This is a genomic window from Lentilactobacillus parafarraginis DSM 18390 = JCM 14109 (assembly GCF_001435895.1).
GTDB classification, from domain to species: Bacteria; Bacillota; Bacilli; order Lactobacillales; family Lactobacillaceae; genus Lentilactobacillus; species Lentilactobacillus parafarraginis.
In genome coordinates this window covers 1-19,890 of record NZ_AZFZ01000012.1, presented here as the reverse complement: position 1 = coordinate 19,890, position 19,890 = coordinate 1, and the positions used below count along the sequence as shown (strand labels likewise).

19 protein-coding genes are annotated in these 19,890 nt (G+C 49.3%); 17 read left to right on the top strand and 2 right to left on the bottom strand.

Translation table 11 applies throughout. From position 1 onward, the window contains the following. The first annotated feature begins 38 nt into the window (after positions 1–38). The 9 genes from FD47_RS04465 (at position 39) to FD47_RS04425 (ending at position 9,589) form a co-directional block, all read left to right on the top strand. Complete coding sequence (locus FD47_RS04465) at positions 39–1,214, top strand: NAD(P)-dependent malic enzyme (RefSeq protein ID WP_056980101.1); 1,176 nt, start codon at positions 39–41, stop codon at positions 1,212–1,214. A gap of 17 nt (positions 1,215–1,231) precedes the next feature. Next, on the top strand, positions 1,232–2,290 hold the full coding sequence (gene citC / locus FD47_RS04460) for a [citrate (pro-3S)-lyase] ligase (protein ID WP_054734569.1): 1,059 nt from the start codon (positions 1,232–1,234) through the stop codon (positions 2,288–2,290). Continuing rightward, positions 2,280–2,573, top strand: a complete 294-nt coding sequence (citD, locus tag FD47_RS04455) for a citrate lyase acyl carrier protein (protein ID WP_054734572.1) — start codon at positions 2,280–2,282, stop codon at positions 2,571–2,573. Before citC ends, citD begins: the two co-directional genes overlap by 11 nt. Position 2,574: 1 nt before the next feature. Continuing rightward, a complete protein-coding gene (citE, locus tag FD47_RS04450; RefSeq protein ID WP_056980100.1) occupies positions 2,575–3,489 on the top strand; it encodes a citrate (pro-3S)-lyase subunit beta in 915 nt (304 codons plus the stop codon). Continuing rightward, positions 3,479–5,017 carry a citrate lyase subunit alpha gene (citF, locus tag FD47_RS04445; protein WP_054734576.1) on the top strand — a complete coding sequence of 513 codons (1,539 nt, stop codon included), beginning with the start codon at positions 3,479–3,481 and terminating at the stop codon, positions 5,015–5,017. Before citE ends, citF begins: the two co-directional genes overlap by 11 nt. A gap of 443 nt (positions 5,018–5,460) precedes the next feature. Continuing rightward, positions 5,461–6,030: a citrate lyase holo-[acyl-carrier protein] synthase gene (gene citX / locus FD47_RS04440; protein WP_054734579.1), complete on the top strand. Its 570-nt coding sequence runs from the start codon at positions 5,461–5,463 to the stop codon at positions 6,028–6,030. Further along, entirely contained in the window at positions 6,017–6,919 is a 903-nt protein-coding gene (locus FD47_RS04435; RefSeq protein ID WP_054734582.1) for a triphosphoribosyl-dephospho-CoA synthase, read from the top strand. The genes citX and FD47_RS04435 overlap by 14 nt, the downstream gene beginning before the upstream one ends. A gap of 93 nt (positions 6,920–7,012) precedes the next feature. Beyond that, positions 7,013–7,912 (top strand): helix-turn-helix domain-containing protein, encoded by a 900-nt coding sequence (locus tag FD47_RS04430; protein ID WP_054734585.1) that lies wholly within the window; start codon positions 7,013–7,015, stop codon positions 7,910–7,912. A 297-nt stretch (positions 7,913–8,209) separates the two neighbouring features. Then, positions 8,210–9,589, top strand: a complete 1,380-nt coding sequence (locus tag FD47_RS04425) for a glycoside-pentoside-hexuronide (GPH):cation symporter (RefSeq protein WP_056980099.1) — start codon at positions 8,210–8,212, stop codon at positions 9,587–9,589. Between the two features lie 116 nt (positions 9,590–9,705). Here FD47_RS04425 and FD47_RS04420 read toward each other — a convergent pair whose 3' ends face one another. Further along, the gene (locus FD47_RS04420) at positions 9,706–10,440 is read right to left on the bottom strand and encodes an SDR family NAD(P)-dependent oxidoreductase (protein ID WP_054734588.1); all 735 of its coding nucleotides are present in this window, start codon (positions 10,438–10,440) and stop codon (positions 9,706–9,708) included. A 362-nt stretch (positions 10,441–10,802) separates the two neighbouring features. Between FD47_RS04420 and FD47_RS04415 the strand changes: the two genes are divergently transcribed. After that, complete coding sequence (locus tag FD47_RS04415; protein ID WP_225425032.1) at positions 10,803–11,687, top strand: tyrosine-protein phosphatase; 885 nt, start codon at positions 10,803–10,805, stop codon at positions 11,685–11,687. Between the two features lie 121 nt (positions 11,688–11,808). Here the strand turns inward: FD47_RS04415 and FD47_RS04410 are convergent, their stop codons facing one another. Continuing rightward, a complete protein-coding gene (locus FD47_RS04410) occupies positions 11,809–12,729 on the bottom strand; it encodes a LysR family transcriptional regulator (protein WP_054734592.1) in 921 nt (306 codons plus the stop codon). 130 nt (positions 12,730–12,859) lie between these two features. Here FD47_RS04410 and FD47_RS04405 point away from each other — a divergent pair, with 130 nt between their 5' ends. From FD47_RS04405 to FD47_RS04375, 7 genes are all read left to right on the top strand, one after another. Further along, positions 12,860–14,203, top strand: coding sequence for a YeeE/YedE family protein (locus FD47_RS04405; protein WP_056980098.1), 1,344 nt, complete (start codon positions 12,860–12,862; stop codon positions 14,201–14,203). A gap of 17 nt (positions 14,204–14,220) precedes the next feature. Next, the gene (locus tag FD47_RS04400) at positions 14,221–15,924 is read left to right on the top strand and encodes an FAD-dependent oxidoreductase (RefSeq protein ID WP_056980097.1); all 1,704 of its coding nucleotides are present in this window, start codon (positions 14,221–14,223) and stop codon (positions 15,922–15,924) included. A gap of 179 nt (positions 15,925–16,103) precedes the next feature. Then, entirely contained in the window at positions 16,104–16,883 is a 780-nt protein-coding gene (locus FD47_RS04395; RefSeq protein WP_054734595.1) for an ABC transporter permease, read from the top strand. Beyond that, positions 16,883–17,902, top strand: coding sequence for a taurine ABC transporter substrate-binding protein (locus FD47_RS04390; protein WP_054734597.1), 1,020 nt, complete (start codon positions 16,883–16,885; stop codon positions 17,900–17,902). The genes FD47_RS04395 and FD47_RS04390 overlap by 1 nt, the downstream gene beginning before the upstream one ends. Then, positions 17,899–18,657 (top strand): ABC transporter ATP-binding protein, encoded by a 759-nt coding sequence (locus FD47_RS04385; RefSeq protein WP_054734601.1) that lies wholly within the window; start codon positions 17,899–17,901, stop codon positions 18,655–18,657. Before FD47_RS04390 ends, FD47_RS04385 begins: the two co-directional genes overlap by 4 nt. 360 nt (positions 18,658–19,017) lie before the next feature. After that, positions 19,018–19,209 (top strand): GRP family sugar transporter, encoded by a 192-nt coding sequence (locus tag FD47_RS16070; RefSeq protein WP_056980096.1) that lies wholly within the window; start codon positions 19,018–19,020, stop codon positions 19,207–19,209. Beyond that, entirely contained in the window at positions 19,209–19,682 is a 474-nt protein-coding gene (locus tag FD47_RS04375; protein ID WP_082620184.1) for a GRP family sugar transporter, read from the top strand. The genes FD47_RS16070 and FD47_RS04375 overlap by 1 nt, the downstream gene beginning before the upstream one ends. Positions 19,683–19,890 lie beyond the last annotated feature (208 nt).

Here is a 19,890-nt window from a genome sequence, read left to right as displayed (position 1 = left end):
GACATTAAGAGCAGAATTTGAATTGGGAGACGACCTATATGACTGAGAAAGATGATATTTTAAAGCTTCACGAACTGCATACCGGCGTATTGGACATCGCGTCTGAATTACCGGTTGATGACCGCAAGGACTTGGCAAAAGCCTATACGCCCGGCGTGGCAATCCTTTCCAAGCTGATTGCCAGCCATCCGGAGTTAAAGGACCGCTACACCATGAGCGGTAAACTGGTGGCCTTGGTGACCGACGGATCGGCCGTTCTGGGACTTGGCAACATCGGCCCAGCCGGCGGTTTGCCGGTGATTGAAGGCAAGGCCCTGTTATACAAGGACTTGGCCGGCGTCAATGCGGTTCCCATCTCAGTCAATCAGGTGAGTGTCGATGAAACTGTTCGGACAATTAAGAACATTGCTGGTTCCTTTGCCGGGATCCATTTGGAAGACATCGCGGCACCCCGGTGCTTCGAAATTGAAGACCAGCTGGCCCGGGAATTAGACATTCCCGTCTACCACGACGATCAGGAAGGCACGGCAATCGTTGTTCTGGCCGGATTAATCAACGCCGCCAAGGTGACCGGCAAGCCGCTGAAATCCTTGAAGGTTGTCGTCAACGGGGTTGGCGCTTCCGGGCTTGCGACTGCCAAACTTTTGGACCACGTTGGGATTACCAATCTGACGCTTGTGGATAAGGATGGCGTGATCACTAAGAATGACGGGCGTTATAATCGATACCAGCGGGACTTCGCTGCCAAGCTTGGTCAGGATGACAGTCTCAAGAACCGTCAGTTATCAGACGTTATCAGGGGCAAAGATGCCTTTATCGGGTTGTCAGCTGCCAATTTGATGACCGCTGACGACGTTAGCCGGATGGCCGCTGATCCGATTATCTTCGCGCTGGCCAACCCGATTCCCGAAATTGATCCGGAAATTGCCAGCAATGCCGGCGCAGTGGTGATTGCTACCGGCTCGTCCCAGTATCCGAACCAGGTGAACAACATCCTGGTGTTCCCAGGATTGTTTAAGGGGCTGTTATCAGCTGGCATCAAGCACGTTGGTTATGACTTGCAGGCGGTGGTCTCAAACGCCCTGGCCGGCATGATTGCCAACCCAACGGCTGAAGAAATTGTCCCCGGCGTCTTTGATAAGGGCGTTGTTAAAACCGTTACTAATGCATTAGTCTCCTATGCCAAGAAAGATCACGCATTAGTAACCGATTAGTGGAGGATCACTAACTAATGTATGAATCAATTGTTGATTTAAATTTAACTAATTCGAAGGTTCGCGCCAAATGGCAGGCTTTCCTAAAGTCATTGGGCATCGCCGACTTTAGTGATCGGGAAGTCGATCAGATCGATTTCACAATCGGCATCTATAACGGCGATGACCTGGTTGCAACCGGCTCAGCTGCTGGTAACGTCCTGAAATACGTTGGCGTCTGCAACAAGGGCGTGACGACCGGCAGCCGGTTTAACGCGATTGTCGGTGAACTGGTGAACCGGCTGTTTCAGCAGCAGATCTTTCACATCTTTGTGTTTACCAAGAAGAGGTATTCCGAAAGCTTTCAGCATATCGGCTTTGAGCAGCTGGGGGATACGGACGTCGCCGCGTTTCTTGAAATGGGCGATCCCAACATTCACGATTATCTGGATGGTCTCCCCAAGGTGCCCAATCAGCAGTACCAGCAAATCGGGGCCGTGGTGATGAACGCCAACCCATTTACCCTGGGGCATCGCTACCTGGTCGAAAAAGCCGCCAAGCAAAACGACTTCGTGTACGTTTTCGTGGTGAGCGCCGAGCGGTCGTTGTTTACCGCTGATGAACGACTGAAGCTCGTTCGGGCAGGGCTTCGTGATTTGGATAACGTCATCGTGGTGGCGGGCGGCGACTACATGGTCAGTTACGCGACGTTTCCGGCTTATTTTCTGCCGGACAACGTCACGGCGACCGACTACCAGACGGCACTGGACGCCCGGGTGTTTAAGACCCAGATTGCCCCAGCCCTTCACATTACGACCCGTTACGTTGGTTCCGAGCCGCTATCCAAGACAACCAACCAGTACAATCAAGCTTTAAAACGGGAACTGCCACCGGATGTTCAGGTCGTTGAAGTTCCCAGAAATCAGGACCAAACGGGGGCTGTCATTACCGCCACCCGGGTGAGAAAAGCCATTAAGGCCGGTGATCTTTCAAATATCATTGAATCGCTGCCAAGTTCGACTTATGATTTTATTAAGGAGAACTTACATGAGCTTCAATCACGCATTATGAAAGGAATGAATATTGATGGAAATTAAGCAGACCGCAATTGCGGGGACTTTGGAGTCGTCAGATATCCAAATCATGCTGTCAAAGGGTCAATCCGGAATCCAGATCGATCTTGAATCGGATGTCAAAAAACAGTTTGGTGATCAGATTAACGCGGTGATTACCGAAACTCTCAAAAAATTTGATATTGATAATGTGAAGGTGAAGGCCGTCGACAAGGGTGCCTTGGACTGCGTGATTAAGGCCCGAACGATCGCCGCTGCGCAACGGGCGTTGAAGACGGTCGACCAACCTGCATGGGAGGTACTGTAAAATGGCTGAAAATGGTGAACGATTACGACGGACAATGATGTTTGTACCCGGCAACAACCCCGCAATGGTCAAGGATGCCGGCATTTATGGTGCCGATTCCATTATGTTTGACCTCGAAGATGCCGTGTCGATGGCTGAGAAGGATGCTGCCCGAGATTTGGTCTATGAAGCCTTGCAGACACAGGACTACGGCGACGCTGAATTGGTTGTCCGGATCAATGGTGACGATACACCCTATTACCATAACGACATCAAAGCAATGGTGAAGGCCGGCATCGACGTGATTCGGTTACCGAAGACCGAAACGGCCGATATGGTCAAAACCCTTGAGAAGGATGTCCTGGCCGCCGAAAAGGAATTCGGCAGAAAAGAAGGATCCACCCATTTGATGGCTGCCATTGAAAGTGCCAAGGGCGTTTTGAATGCCCCGGCAATCGCTGCGGCATCTGATCGGATGATTGGGATTGCGCTGTCTGCTGAAGATTACACCACCGATATGAAGACCCATCGTTATCCTGATGGCGCCGAATTACAGTTTGCCCGCAACATGGTTCTCCATGCTGCCCGAGCTGCCGGGATCGCCGCATTTGATACCGTCTTCACCAACATGGACGATACCGAAGGCTTTTACCGTGAGACCCGTTACATCCACCAGCTTGGATTTGACGGTAAATCGTTGGTTAACCCGCGGCAAATTGCGATGGTCAATAAAGTATACGAACCAACCGAAAAAGAAGTTGAAAATGCCAAGAATGTGATTAATGCAATTGAGGAAGCCCGAATTAAGGGATCTGGAGTGATTTCAATGAACGGTCAAATGGTTGACCGGCCAGTTGTTCTCCGAGCTCAGCGGGTTATGATGCTTGCCAAGGCGTCTCACTTAGTTGATGAGGAGGGGAACTACATTGAAAAATAGTGTTGGTCGCGAATTACCAGATGATTTAATGAAGCAGTTAAACTACGAAGGCTTTAAGAGCACCGAAATTGGGGAGCCGGAAGTCCAGCGGGTAGCCCCAAAGGTTCATGTCTCCACCGGTGACGATAAGTTGGTGGATTCCATTGAGGACGTTGTCAAGAAGACCGTTAAGGACGGGATGACGATTTCGTTTCATCACCACTTCCGAAACGGGGACTTTGTGTTCAACGAAGTGATGCGCGTGATTATTGATCAGGGGATCAAGAACCTGACGCTGGCACCCTCTTCATTGACCGGGGTCATGAATGATATCGTGATTGAGGCCATTAAGAAGGGCACCATCACCAACATTACCAGTTCCGGAATGCGCGGTTCTTTAGGGGACTTTGTTTCTCACGGTGGCCTGAAGAATCCGGTTATTTTCCGTTCGCATGGCAACCGGGCCCGGGCAATCGAACACGGTGATATCAAGATTGACGTCGCCTTCTTGGGAGTGCCCAACGCCGATAAGTTAGGAAATGCCAACGGGATGCAGGGCGACGCCGTCTTTGGCTCACTGGGTTATGCCTTAATGGATGCCCAGTATGCCGATAACGTGGTTTTGCTGACGGACAACATCATGCCATACCCCAACACGCCGGCTTCCATCAAGCAGACGCAGGTTGACTACGTTGTCAAGGTCGACAAAGTTGGGGATCCCGACAAGATTGGCTCCGGGGCAACCCGGTTTACCAAGGATCCTAAGGAATTGAAGATCGCGTCGATGGTTAACGATGTGATTGTTCATTCACCGTACTTTAAAGACGGTTTCTCGTTCCAGACTGGTTCCGGTGGCGCCGCACTGGCCGTTACCCGCTACTTGCGCCAAGCCATGATTGATAACCAGATCAAGGCATCGTTTGCCTTAGGTGGCATTACAAAGCCAACCACGGATTTGCTTGAAGAGGGCTTGGTTCGCCGCGTCATGGACGTTCAGGACTTCGACAAGGGCGCCGCTGATTCGATGCACACCAATCCGAACCAGCAGGAAATCGATGCGTCATGGTACGCCGATCCTGACAATAAGGGCGCGATGGTTGATCAGCTGGACGTTGTGATTTTGAGCGCGTTGGAAATTGATACTGACTTTAACGTCAACGTCATGACCGGTTCAGATGGCGTGATCCGGGGCGCCGTTGGTGGTCACCAAGATGCCGCAACTGCCAAATTAACGATTATTTCCGCTCCACTTGTTCGGGGCCGAATTGCCACGGTTGTGCCAAAGGTTACGACGAACGTGACCCCAGGTGATTCAGTGGACGTATTGGTAACAGAATACGGCATTGCAATTAACCCAAAGCGCAAGGACTTGCAAAAAGCCTTCGCAAACTTACCTGGTGTGCCGGTTTACACGATCGAAGAACTTCAGCAGATGGCCGAAAAGAAAGTTGGTAAGCCAAAGCCGCTGGAATTTACCGACCGGACCGTTGCCCTGGTTGAGTATCGCGATGGGAGTATTATTGATGCGATTAATGAGGTAAAGGATTAGAGTGCGGAAAAGGACGCTTTGATCCCAGAGTGTAAGCCCAAAAACAGAGATTCCCGGGCTTGGAATGTTTGTTTTTGGGCTTACACGGCCGGGATCAGTCCTTTGGAGCACGTTTCAACTGGGTAGCAATGAACGAGCCACTTAGTTTGCTTCGTTGTCACCTAGTGGAAACGAAGAGACTGGAGTGGTCGGTCTATTATTACCTAGCCGAAACGCGTTCCAACGGCCATGCTGAAGGCATTGCCTAGTCCCTTTAGGGGCAACGGCTCAGGCGCTAACGTCTAAGGGTAAAATGCCAAGAATCCAGAACCGGGATTCCCGTCATTTTACCCTTAGCCACCGCACCTACCGAGCCTCGTCACACTCTTACTCACAAGACCACTGCTGAATTCTTGGCACGCAGGGTCTTTTGTATACATAAACTAACTAAGGGAGGGATTTTGATGACCAAACTGTTTGAAACTGGTGAGCCGCAGGACATCACCGCCGTGTTAGAAAGTAAGGACGCCCGGGTGGCCTTTCAGAAGCAACTCGTGGCAGATTATCTTGACGCCAGCATTTTGGCCGTCAAGCTGAATATTCCCGGCCCAATTAAAAATAACGATCAACTCCATCGGGGGTTCAATCATGGCTTATTAAGCCTGATTCAGTCGCTTCAGGCGGGGGATGCCGATGTGAAGTTGGTGGCTCAGTGGGATAAGCCGACGGGCAATGAGGCCTTTTTGACGGTTGCCGGGCCTCTTGAAGCTGTGAAACGGCAAGCGGCAGCATTCGAAGATCAGGATGCGTTTGGTCGCCTGTTCGATGTCGACGTGTTCGGTCATGGGCAAGCGACGGCGCTGTCGCGGACAAAGCTCGGACTGCCGGTTCGCAAGTGCTTTATTTGTGGGCGGCCGGCAAAGGAATGCGCTCGCTCCCGGCGGCATTCGGTCAGTGAACTGCAGGCCGTGATTCAACAAGTATTTGATCAAGAATTCAAAGGTGAGGCGGGAACGGTTAATGACAACGAGTGAAACAACCCACGCAAGGCAACTGGTTTCGACAGCGCTGGCGGCAATGCTCTACGAAGTTTCTGTGAATCCCAAGCCCGGGTTGGTCGATCCGGTGGACGCCGGGCCCCATCCGGACATGAATGTCTTTATGTTTATTGATTCGGCGGTAAGTCTGCGGACCTACTTTGACGCCTGCGTGGCCGCTGGCGAACAGTTCTCCGGTGGGGTGGCCGCCTTGCCAGATCTCTTTCAAACGATTCGGCCAGCTGGGATTGAAGCGGAGAAGGATATGTTTGCCGCCACCCATGGCGTGAATACACACAAGGGAGCCATCTTTTCACTGGGCATTACGCTGACGGCGGCGGCCTTTCAGGATCGCCATCCCGCCGCGGTTCCCACGGGGAATGCCGGGCTTATGCGGGTGATTCAAAAAATGCTGGCGGCATTGATCGATCACGATTTGGCCAACGGCGACTTGCACGACGTTCGCAACCTGACTGCTGGCGAGTACCAGTACGTGAAGTACGGCTTTCTGGGAATCCGGGGCGAAGCAGCTGCCGGCTTTCCGGTGGTCATGAACCACGCCTACCCATTCCTCGAAAAAAGTACGGGCACTATAAATGAACGGTTATTAGATACTCTATTGCATATTTTGTTATATGCAGATGACTCTAATTTGATCAAACGTTCCGGCGATCCCGATATTTTGGTGCGAGTGCGTCGGTGGGTGACCCGCTATTTTGAGTTAGGCGGCAGTCAAACCGTTGATGGATTTGCGTTTCTTAAGGAACTGAATCGAAAATTCAAGCAGGAAAATTTGAGTCTTGGCGGTTCGGCTGATCTGTTAATTTTAACGATCTTTCTGGGCCTTCGAAACGGGATTATCCGTAATGATCAAAATGCCGGTTAACGGCATTTTTTATAACTTGATTTGCTCATTTTGTCACGATCGATGATATAATCAAACATGAATAGATTAGAAAGAAGAAAAGAGGTGGCCAACATGAATAAAAGCAGACGGCGCGTTAATTTTCCGGACCTTCACTGCGGATTTGACTTTTTAGCTGCCAGTGAACATCAGATCAAGCATAATCAGCGGCTTACTTTCAAGTCGGATCCCCATTTTCGAATTGGGGTCCTCCTAAGCGGGAAGGCCCACGTCGACATCGCTAACTGTCACTTTGTTTTGGAAAAGGGTGACGTGTTGGCTTTACCGCCAAAGTTAGTCTTTAACGCGCAGCCCGACGAAGACGTGACGTACTTCAGCTTTGACTTAGCGGTGGATGATCCGAAACTTCAACTGTTTTTGAGCCAGAATTTAATTTACGTGTACCCCCGGGAGACGGTTTTGGCGCAGTTGGTCACCCCGCATCTCACGCGGCTGATTGAAATCAGCGGGGAAAATCATCAGGACTTCGAGTTAACCCTGTCCATTCAGGTGATTGTGAGCCGAATCATGTTGGCAATCCATGACGTTATCACTGAAGTCCACGGCAACGGTAAGTTTGCCCAGCATGAAATTTCCAAGGTCATTGCCCATTATCTGAAGGCGAACATTGCTGATCGGGTCAAAAACTTCATTCATGGCGATCGGCCGTTCAGCGGGGACACAACCCTAATTAACGATATTTTGTCGTTGGCATCGGTGAATAACCGGTCCGCTGAAAAGCTGTTTCGAACCGAATACGGGATGACGCCACGACGTTATGTATCGGAATTAAAACAGCAGGCCGCCTCGGAATTATTGAAAGTGCCAACCTATTCGCTTGCTCAAATTAGCGGCGCTTTAGGATACAGCAGTCCCAAGAATTTCAATCGCCAGTTCAAAGGCTGGACGGGCCAGACACCAAAGGATTTTCGTGATCGGGTGACCACCGACCAAATCAAGTCGATCGCTGATTGAAATGATCCGCTTGATAGCTAAATTTCCAACTTACAAATGAATACGAATCGGATCAACTGACCAAACAATGACCGCCCTGTTTGGTCAGTTTTTGATTGGCCCAATTTAATGTTGAGATCGGGTTATTGAAAACTACTATGATATTTTATAAAAAAGTAAACTCCTTTACCGTTAAATCAACCGTTATAGGTCAATGAAAAATTAATAATTCGGTTGAAACCAGCGCCTTACTGACTTATAATAATCATATTTTTATGAATCGGATTTACAAATTGATTCATGTATGGAGGCTATTTGATGGAATTAAACGAGCAAGCAAATCCGGCGGCTGCCAAGCTGCCGGTTCTTGAGAAGGTTAGTTACGCCTTCACGGATATGGCCGGCAATCTCCTATATGTCAGCATGTCCAGCTACATTCTCTATTTTTACACGGACGTATTCAATATTCCGGTGTCCGGCGCCGGCATGATTATTTTACTGGCCAGCATTGTTGATGCTGTCAGCGCAATCTTTTGGGGATCGATTGTCGATCACACCCATACCAGGTGGGGGCAAAGTCGCCCGTACTTTCTATGGTTATCGATTCCGTTTGCGATTGGGACCCTGCTCGCATTTTCAGCCCCGAATCTTCATGGCACGGCTAAACTCTTGTACGCGGGCTTTACTTACATTCTGGCTGCCGGGGTGATTTATACCGGAATTCAAACGACCATTACCGCCATTTTGCCCAATCTGACGTTGGACGCCGGTGAGCGGATCGGCGCGAATTCTTACCGGATGGTCGGCAGCTTGATTGGGTCATTTTTGACGAGTACCTTTACGTTGCCGTTGGTCGCCCTGTTGGGAAATGGCAATAACAAGCGCGGCTTTACACTGACGATTTCATTGTTCGGAATTGTGGCGGCGGCCCTGCTGCTGTTGGCGTTTAAGAACGTCCGGGAACGGGTCCCCGTTAGCACAAAATCCGTCTCCTTCAAGAACAGCTTGAAAGCAACGGTTGGCAACGTCCCTTGGTATTTGCTGGTGAGCGCGTTTGCCATTTTCTGGATCGCCCAGGCCGATCGCAACAGCTTTTCGACGTACTACGCGAAGTATAATTTAGGAAATGCCCAGCTGGCATCGGTCTTTAATGGCCTGCAAGTCTTGGGAATTATCTCCAGCATTTCGATTCCCTTCGTTGTCAAAATTACTAATAAAACCGCAACCATGCTGATTGGTTTGGCAATTGGAGCCGCCGGTCAAGCGCTGATGGCAGTTGTGAGCGGAAACTTTGTTTTAGTGATTATTGCCTGGTCAATCGGCGTGATTGGGTCGTCGTTTGCGATGTCAATGCCATTTGCCATGCTGGCCGACACCGTTGATTATGGTGAGTGGAAGAGCGGCTATCGGGCACCAGGGTTCCTGACAGCTGTCGGGAGTGCCTTCTGTATCCAGCTCGGATCAGGATTTGGGAGCTTTATTCCGTCTAAGATTTTAGCCGCGGCCGGCTTTGTGGCTCACCGCACCCAAACCGCCCAAGCATCAAGTGCAATCAGCTTTTCGTTCATTTGGCTGCCAGTGATCATCTATGCGGTTGTTGCTGCCATTATGGTGTTCTACTTTAAATATGAGCGAATGGAAAATCAGATTAAGAGTGACTTATTAGAGCGAGCCGATAAGCGTGAAGCCGCCGAGTAGGGTGGCGGACGCGTTAAATTAAATTCACGATATTAAAGCGGGCTACTACGCATTTCTTTTGAAGATGCGTGGTAGCCCGTTTGAATATCGTCATAATATATTTGATTGCGGAATTGTTATTGAGCGGTTAACCCGCCATCGATAATGAATTCTGAACCGGTTGAGTAACTTGAATCATCCGACGCCAGGAATAAAACGGTTTTGGAAACTTCGCTTGGTTCGGCAACCCGCTGAAGAGGAATGTTCTTCGCAAATTCTTCGATAACGGCCTTGCTGTCGCCCTGAAGGATCATCGGCGTTGCAATTACCCCGGGATGAACTGAGTTAACGCGGATGTTGTCCTTGGCCAGCTGTAAGGCAACGGCCTTCGTCAATCCTCGAACCGCAAATTTAGTGTCGGTGTAGCCAACTGCCCCGCCAACCAGTCCGTTCATTGAAGAGATGTTAACGATACTGCCGGAACCGTTCTTGCGAAGGGCTGGGGCGGCATACTTGGTTCCCAGGAAAACGGATAACTGGTTGATTTTGAAAATTTTGAGGTAGTCATCAACACTCATGTCGTCCAGAGATTTATTGATACTGATACCGGCATTATTTACCAGGATATCCAGCTTGCCAAAGTGATCGACCGTTGTGTGAACCACGTTTTGCCAATCGCTTTCACTGGAAACGTCCTGCTTGATAAAGATTGTCCCGTTTCCTAATTCTGCAGCGACTTGATTTCCCTTTTCTTCGTTAATATCGGTGATGGCCACTTTGGCACCTTCCGAAACAAACAATTTTGCGTGGCTGGCACCCATGCCTTGGGATGCGCCGGTAATAATGGCGACTTTGTCCTTTAACCTATCCATGATAGTTCCTCCTAATGGGTAGTGGGTTACGGTTTACGAAGTTATTATATAATAGTCGTATTTGAGAGCTAAACTATTTGCCTACAAAATGAAAATTCGCAGTGAAAAAGCCACAGTTCCCCAATCGTTGGGGATGTCGTTAAAATAAGTGGTGTGAGCCCTAGAAAATATGGTGAGACTAATGGTGAAAGTGATATCTCAAGTGGATTGGTCATGTATATTTTGACTCATTTGACGTGTTTTGATGGCGTCCAATCCGATCCAGCAGAAATATACACAACATTTACGGCACTATTACCCGGTTTTTACGTTAATCAACTATGATGAATTCGTATCATAAAAAGGGTATGGAGGAGAGAATCTTGAAAAAGCAAGTTACGTTATTCGCTGTTGCACTCAGTTTGTTAGCGGTGGGAACGCCAATCGCCGCCAGTGCGGTTACGCCGGTTGCCAGCGCGGCAACTACCAAGGTAAAGGCTGCTACGCCGGTTGCCGGTTCACAGATTAAGCTGCAGGGCGCCGTCAACGTCCGTGATCTGGGCGGCTACCACACGGAATCGGGAAAGGTGATTAAGCCGAACATGCTGATTCGATCGGCGAAGTTGAACACTTTAACCGCTCACGATGAAGCCGTTTTGGTTAAGCAGCACCATTTAGGCGTTGACGTTGACCTCAGGACTCCCGCAGAAATGAAGGAAGCTCCGGATAAAAAGATTGCCGGCGTCAAGTATGTCAAGAATCCGGTGGTTTCCGACGCTGAAAGCAAACAGAATGACAAAATTGCGAATGGTCAAACGGGGATGATCGATTATTATAAGTACTTTGTCGACTCCACCCAGGGCCGTCATGCTTACAAGGTTCTATTCCATGAATTGTTGACCACGCCAAGCAACAAGGCCGTCTTATGGCATTGCAGTGCCGGCAAGGATCGCGCCGGATTTGGCACGGCCCTGATTATGACCGCGCTTGGCGTCAGCAAGCAAACCATTTATAAAGACTATCTGTTATCTAATAAATACCGCAAAACGACTAATGACCAGGCCTTGGCCGCTCTCAAGAAGAAGGGCGCCAGTCAGGCCACAATTAAGAAGAATTATTATGGGCTAATCGTTGAAAAAGCATACTTGGACGAAGCCTACAAGCAGGCTGAAAAACACTACGGGTCAATGAAGGGCTTCTTAACCAAGGGGCTTGGATTGACTCAGAGTGATTTGACGAAGCTGCAGGATAAGTATTTGGAGAAATAGGCGTCGTCGATAACACTAATAATTTGAAATGGCCCTACACAAAAAGCCGTTCAGAATTGTCCCAATCGGACAATCTGGACGGCTTTTGATATGGCAATTTAGCAATTAGCTGCCTGAGGCCTCAGCCGGTGAAGATGGCGGTGTTCGTTGCCACTTTAACGAATTCCTGCACAACCTCATTGAGGGCGGAATCCTTCAAGTAAGACACAACCAGTTTAAGGGGAATTTTGTCAGTCGGAATTTTGAGCACGTTGCACTTATTAGGATTAAACGTTTCGTGAAGAAACATCCCCGGCACAAACGTGCACCCCAGGCCTTCGTAGGCCATGTTGGCGGCCGTTTCTAAGTACTTAACCTCGTACTTTTGGTTCAGCGGCAGCTTGTTATTGGCTAAAAATAGTTCAATTAACCGCATAAATCCGGAGCCGGAATGCAGAAAGATCATGTCGGATCCGCCGATCTCTTTAAGCGGGAAATCGGCGGTGATGACCTGATCGTTGGCCCGCCGGTATAGCGGACACGAACGGTTAATGATCAAGTACACCGGTGAATCGCAGAGTTCCTGATACATAATTTCATTTGGAAAAATCGGCAGCATTCTCACGTGAACGTCGATTTGGTGATTGAGCAGCTGGTCCTCCATCTGACTGGAAGGGCCTTCCTTGACGAACACTTTTCTCCCCGGAAACTCCGTGGTGTAGTGGGCGATCAGTTTCGGCAATAACTGACTGGAAATTGACTGGTTAATGCCGATCCGGATGTTGGCCTTTTGGTTATAGGTCATTTCGTTGACTTCGCTGACTAGTGATTTGTACTGATTGTCCAAATTCTCGATTCCCTGCAGGTATTTGGCGCCGCCGTCAGTCAGTGAGATCGGGTGCGTCTTACGATTGAGCAGGGTGATCCCCAATTCGGCTTCCTTTTCGTGGATATAACGGCTCAAGTATGGCTGCGAAATGTAAAGCTGGCGGGCAGCCGCGGAAATGCTGCCGCTGGCGGTAATTGCCCGTAAATAGTTCAATAAGATTGACGTATCGTTCATGATGAAAGCCCTCCCATCAATATTATACCCTACAGGCTATACCCCCGCTACCCGATAAGTATTTTACGGCAGTGGCTGGTAGCGGTTACACTGTAATCGTGAATAAATTAACAATATCTGGAGGTGCAACATGATAGCGGACGGTTTAGAGAAAAATGGATTGAGTAAACGTCAGCCATTAATAGGATTGCTTGTTCTTGTCCTGATGATTGGGTGGGGTGAATACCTTCACATTATTGACGGTAACTTACCGGTTTACCTGGTTGCCGGATTGATGATTGGCTACGTGCTGACCCGATCACGGTTCGGATTTGCCGGCGGGGTGAAGCGAACCTTCTATCGTGGTGAGGGCAGCCTGGCAACAGCCATTATTATTTTACTGGCAGTCACCGCCATCGTAAACGTTGGGATTCAATGGTTTGCCGCCAGCAAGGGGGCTTTGCCGGCCTGGAAGATTACCAATCCAGGTCAGTCAATTATCCCCGGAACCCAAAACGTTCGAATTGGCAATATCTCAGTTATGCTGGGTGGTTTCCTGTTTGGAATGGGCATGTTAATGGCTGGCGGCTGCGCGTCAGGAACCCTTTCTGATTTTGGGGAAGGTGAGGGTCATGCCTGGATGGCGTTTCCGTTCTTCGTCTTGTTTGCCGCTCCCGGCCAGTACATTGGCTATCAGCTTGATAACACGGCGATCGGCAAGGTTGGGATTAATGCCTGGCTGCCCCAGTACGTCGGCTATGGCGGTGCCATCGCGCTGACGCTTGGCATGATGCTGATTCTGTACGTGATTTTGAAGCGTTACGAAAATCGCAAGAAACGCCAGGGGGTTTACCTGGATCCCAAGTCTGACTGGGAATCCTTTGAGAAGCCGCTTCAAGACGATCCTGAGGAACCATTTAAGCTTTGGTCGTGGAAAACGTATCACCGGTTCTTCGTTCAACGCTGGACGTTTGTGACCGGATCGGTTGGAATTGCCGTCGCATCGGTCTTCATTCTCACGACCACCGGCAAGGCCTGGGGCGTCACCACCCCGTTTGTTAGCCTGGATCAAAAGTTTCTGGGGCTGTTCGGGATGAAATTTACCTCGCCGGCCTTTGACGAAACCGCCACTGCCATGCAGCATTCCCTGCTGGTTGATGGCGGCACGATCCGAAACATTGGGATTGTGGTTGGGGCGTTAATCGCCTTTCTGCTTGCCGGCCGCTTCAGCATGAAGTTCAAGATGACCCTGCGTGACTTCGGCGGTTACGAGGTTGGCGGTGCCTTGATGGGCCTCGGTTCACGAATGGCCCGGGGGTGCAACATCGGCGCGCTATACTCCTCAATTACCAACTTCTCAGTTCACGGTTACATCTTCATGGCATTCTTAATTTTGGGCGGCGCGGTCGCAATCAAGCTGTTTGCAGGCAAGATTGCCCTGTGCCCAACGTACAAGGTATCACGTAAACCATTGTTTTCAACAAGTTCAAACTAAAAAGGAGATCGGATATTATGAGTAAAAAGATTGTTGTTATTGGCGGCGTTGCTGGTGGGGCATCCGTAGCTGCGAGAGCTCGGCGGTTAGATGAGGACGCAAAGGTGGTCATGTTTGAAAAGGGACCCAACGTTTCATTTTCAAATTGCGCGCTTCCCTATCATTTATCAGGCACCATTGCGGACGCTGAGGACATCGTGTTGATGGATCCCAAGCAGTTCAAGGCCCAGTACAATATCGATGCAATTGTTAATCATGAGGTCGTTGGGATTAACCCAATCGCTAAAACGGTCGAGGTTCGTAACGTCTTAACCGATGACGTGACCGCAGAAGACTACGATGAATTATTCCTATCACCAGGAGCCACTCCAATCTTGCCCCGCTCAATCAAGGGGATTGATCATGAAAATGTCTTCACTATCCGTAACGTGGTGGACATTAAGAAGATTAAGAGCTTCTTGGATGATAACCAAATTAAGGATGTCTCAGTGATTGGCGGCGGCTTTATTGGAATTGAAACCGCTGAGAACATGAATAAGGGTGGCTATCACGTGACCTTGGTCGAAGGGATGCCGCATATTCTGGGCACGATCGATGATGACATGGCCCAAATTATCCAGAAGACGATGATTGATCATGACGTTGACGTGATTACCAACGATACGTTAACCGAAATTACTGATGACGATATCACCTTGGCATCCGGCAAAACTGTGAAGAGCGGCGCCGTCATTATGGCGGTCGGCGTTAAACCCGATACGGAGCTTGCCAAAAAGACCGGTATCAAGCTGGGAGTTACCGGCGGCATTAAGGTGGATCAGAACTACCAAACCAATTTACCTCACATCTATGCAGTCGGCGATGCCATTGAATTAACCAACCGCATGACCCGCAAACCGGCCAAACTGAATTTGGCATTTCCAGCCCAATTGGAAGCCCGCCAAGCAGTTGATCATGTATATGGTCGTCAGATCCGCAATCGCGGGATTATCGGTTCCCAATGCATTCCAGTTTTCGAAATGAACGTTGCGTCAACTGGCTTAACTGAAAAGCAGTGTCAGGACGAAAAGATTGATTACCGGTCCGTCATGGTGATTCCAAAGGATAAAGTGGCGTTGATGCCAAATGCCAAGCCCCTTTACTTCAAACTGGTATTTGCTTACCCAACCGGGGAAATCTTGGGCGCTCAAGCAGTTGGTGAAAGTGCCGTTGATAAACAAGTGGATGTCATTGCCGCAATGATTACCAATCACCAATACGTTGAAGATTTAGAAAGCTTGGAATTGTGCTACCAGCCAATGTTTAGTACCGCTAAGAATGCCGTTAACATGGCCGGTCTGGTGGCTACCAACATTTTGAATGATGAGTACAAGCAGGTCAACGTTTCGGAGGTTCGCTCATTAGTTGAATCCGGGGCAACCATCATTGATGTCCGTGAGAAGTTTGAATACGAAGCGGGCCATATCAAGAATGCGATCAACATTCCGATGAGCGAGTTCCGGGATCGGTTAGATGAAATTCCAACCGGTCGGCCAGTTTACGTTCACTGCCTAAGCGGCCAACGGAGCTATAACGTGGTTCGGGCGCTGAACAATATGGGTTACACCAACATTTACAATATTTCCGGCTCATTCCTGGGAATTAGTGAGGAAGAGTACTACCGGGACGTGACCGAAAAAAGAGAGCCGATTATGACGGAATACCGATTCGATTTACTGTAAACCGGGTCGTTAAAATCAAGATGGCTTTCGTATCATAGTGTCGATTAGGGCTAGGGCAAATGAGTGGTTTGTTCTAACCCTGATCGTGATTCATGAATAAAATCGTATGGTTGCGCGCTTGTCGATTAAGATGCTGGCAACCCAGTCATTCCGGTGACCAAGCAAAGGAGGAAAAAAAGATGCAGAAAAAACGTCGGTTACGGTCATTCAATATTAGTTTGGCGACGACCGCGGTCATCATCATTCTATGGAGCACGGTGACGTCTTTGAAGCTGATTTCTCCGGTATTGTTGCCGTCACCGCTGCGAGTGGGGCAGACGTTCATTAATTTATGTCTGGTTGGGTACAATGGCACTTTGCTGTACCAGCACTATTTAATTACGTTGGGGCGGCTGCTAGTTGCCGTTGTGCTGGCCATCGTGATTGGCATTCCGCTGGGACTTTTGAGTGGGTACGTGCCAACCGTCAAAGCGGTGGTTGACCCGATCGTGCAGTTTATCCGACCGATTCCACCGTTGGCTTACTATACCCTGCTGATTTTATGGCTGGGCATTGGTGAAACGTCGAAAGTGACCTTACTGTTTCTGGCGGCCTTACCGCCGATTTACCTGGCGTGTTTTGACGCGGTCGTCAAGATTAATCGAGAATACATTCGCGGGGCGTCCTCGTTGGGCGCGGATCAACGGCAAATCTTCTTTCACGTGGTGTTTCCAGCGGCGCTGCCCGACGTCTTTACCGGCGTCCGGTCTGCCGTTGGGGTCGCGTACACGACGATTGTCTCAGCGGAAATGTTTGCGGCATCTGCCGGTATCGGTTGGATGATCGTTGACGCGTCGCATTATTTAAAGAGTGACGTGATGTTTGTCGGGATTATCGTCCTGGGCGTGACTGGCGTCGTGCTGGATTGGATGATCAAGTTGGTTGAAAATCGGGTTGTGCATTGGCGGGGGAAATTCTGATGAAAAGATTGAAACGATTCGCATTATTAGGGTTGTTGCTTCTGTTGGTTTGCCTTTCGGGATTTTCAATGGCGAATGGAAAGCACCCGGCTGGTGAGCAGCCAGTTAACCGGGTCATTCGAATTGGTGTTTTGCGGGTTCCAAACGATGTCACGACTGCCCGGCAAACGGGATTGTTAAAGAAGACTTTTGAAAAACGCGGCTACCGGGCCCAATTTGTCACCTTTGATTCGGGAGTGGATGCCAATAAGGCCCTGATGTCAAATAGTATCGACGTTGCCACGATGGGTGATACCAACGCGGTCGTCGCCATGGCGGCCCACTTGCCGGCAAAACTGGTGTGGGTCAATGACGTGATCGGCAGTAATGAACAATTAGTTGTCCAGAAAAGCAGTGGCATTCACCACTGGCAGGATTTAAAGGGCAAAAAAATTGCCACGCCGTTTGCCTCGACGTCGCACTATAGCTTAATGATGCTATTGAAGAAGCACCATTTGCTGGGAAAGGTTGATTTGGTGGACATGCAAACCGAAGAAATTGTTGCCGCGTGGCATCGGGGGGACATTGATGGCGCCTACACATGGGAACCGAGTCTGTCGAATTTGAATCAACGGGTTAAATTGGCTGACAGTCAGAATTTAGCACGCCAGGGCCGCTTAACGGCGAACGTGACGTTGGCCAGCAACCGGTTTATCAAGCATCATCCTCAAGTCTTGCGGGCGTTCGTCAATTGCCTGGCCCGGATCCATGATGATTATCGGCACGATCCGCAAATGGTTTATCGCAGCACAGCCGCTAATTTGAAGCTAAGCCCCCAGGCAACCAAGAAGCAAATTGGGACGGCCAGGTGGGTGCCGTCCCGGCAGATGGCAGCCTTCACGGACACGACGTTTACCAAGCAGTTCTACGCCGCCTGCCAGTTTATGTGCGACCAGCAGACCTTGAATAGCACGCCGAGTTACGCGGACTGCTGCCGGTTTGTCACGTCTGAATTTATGCCTCGGGAGGGATTATCATGAGCCTGTTAACCATTGAAAACGTTGATTTTAAGTATGCCGGGTCGTGTGACCCCTCACTGAAGAATATTAATCTGAATTTGGAAAGTAATTCGCTCAACGTCGTGATCGGGCCGTCGGGAATTGGCAAAACGACCCTCCTTAACTTGATTGCCGGCTACGATCACCCATCCACCGGCCAAATTAAGATGGCGGGAAAAGCGATTGATCAGCCGGATTGGCAGCGGGGGATGGTCTTTCAGGACATGGCGCTGTTTCCGTGGCTGACGGTGGCGGACAATATTCTGTTTGGGCCGAAGATGCGCCATCTGAATGATCCGGAAATTCAGGACCGCTTAGCGCGTTTGCTGGCTCAGACGGGGTTGACTGATTATCGGGACGCGGCGATCTATGAGCTTTCTGGTGGCCTGAAACAGCGGGTGGCCCTTGCCCGGGAATTTATCAATCGGCCGCCAATCCTAATGCTGGATGAGTCGTTCAGCGCGCTGGATAACGCGACCCGCAGTGACATGCATGACATCTTGTTAAATTTGTGGGAAACGACGCAAAATTGCGTGATTGCGATTACCCACGACATTGATGAGGCCCTCTTCTTAGGGCAAAACATCATTGTGATTAACCAGCACCCCGGAACGATCGTGAGCGTGGAAGCGAATCCGTATTTCAAGAAAGATATTTCGGATTTGTCGGGCGAACCCGCATACGGGGCGTTTCGGCGACGGTTGTTGGGGTTGATTGGGAAGCCAAAGAATCGCTAAAATTTGGAAAGCACGGCGGTAGTTAGCTGAGGATGGTGGGAATCGTTTTTGGCTAACTGGTGGCGTGTTTTTTTGAGATATTTAATGAAAAGATACGCAACGCATTGTGTTGCCACATCTTAAAGGTAATCATTATGACAGATTAGTTATCTACCATGTGATGAGAAGAAGGCGATCCTGTGACGGATTTACTGATGGGCCTTGTGCGTGTTCTTATTTGCCATTTGCGCGCTGATGATTCATCGACCAGCGCAAATTACCAAGGGATTAATTTGGGGCTCAGTTCTTTGCGGGGTGTCCTGGTATGTGGCCAATATTCTGCAGGTTAAGTCGTTTGATATGATGGGACTATCATAGGCAATGCCGATTTCAACTGGGGAGCAGTTGAAATCGGCATTATTTGGGGTGTTTTACTTTCAGGAGTGCCCGTACCTATGGCAATACATATTAGGATTTGGCACCCTGGCAATTACTATTTTAGGAATCTACCTGACGACCTACTATAAGGATCGCCCAGAGAATGCTGGGACCAACATTGGGGGGGTGGACTAATCGTTCTGACCTTTTCGGCGGCCGCTAACGTCGGCTACGCGGTTTTCCCGCGAATCTTTGGGCTAAACGGTTGGGATATTCTGTTTCCCCAGGTCATAGCGACTTTGGTGGCGATGATGATCATCGTCGGGACGATCCGGTGGCAGGATATTTTTAGCAAAAAAGCTTTCAAAATATTCCGACCGGCTTTTGCTTCGCGATTGCTAACATCGGCATTTTACTTTCAAATCAATTCAATGGTGTGGCGTTGGCTTTACCCCCCTCAGTTTAACGTAGTCATTGCAACCTTGGGCGGGCTGTTCATTCTTCACGAAAAGAAAACCAGCATGCAGGAATGGTTTATTTTGGCCGGGTTGGTATTGGTGGTAGTCGGGGCGGTGATGATTGGAGTGACGAAGAGGGGGGGCCCCAATTATCTCTTTAAGAGTACTGACATATTGGTCAGTGGAGATTATATCCATAGAGATCCATAACAGAATGACAATAGACTGCTCATCATAAAGAATCTAGTGGACGTCAGAATATATTTTCTATAAACTTACTTCCACTGGATTTATTATATTATTGAGTTTTTGATTAATTGCTTCGTGAAGCGCAAATAAAAATTAATTGTAATTTATTTTTGGAAGAGGCGTTAAAAGATATATTTTAATTAGGGTCCGTCTGAAAACTTTATTTCAG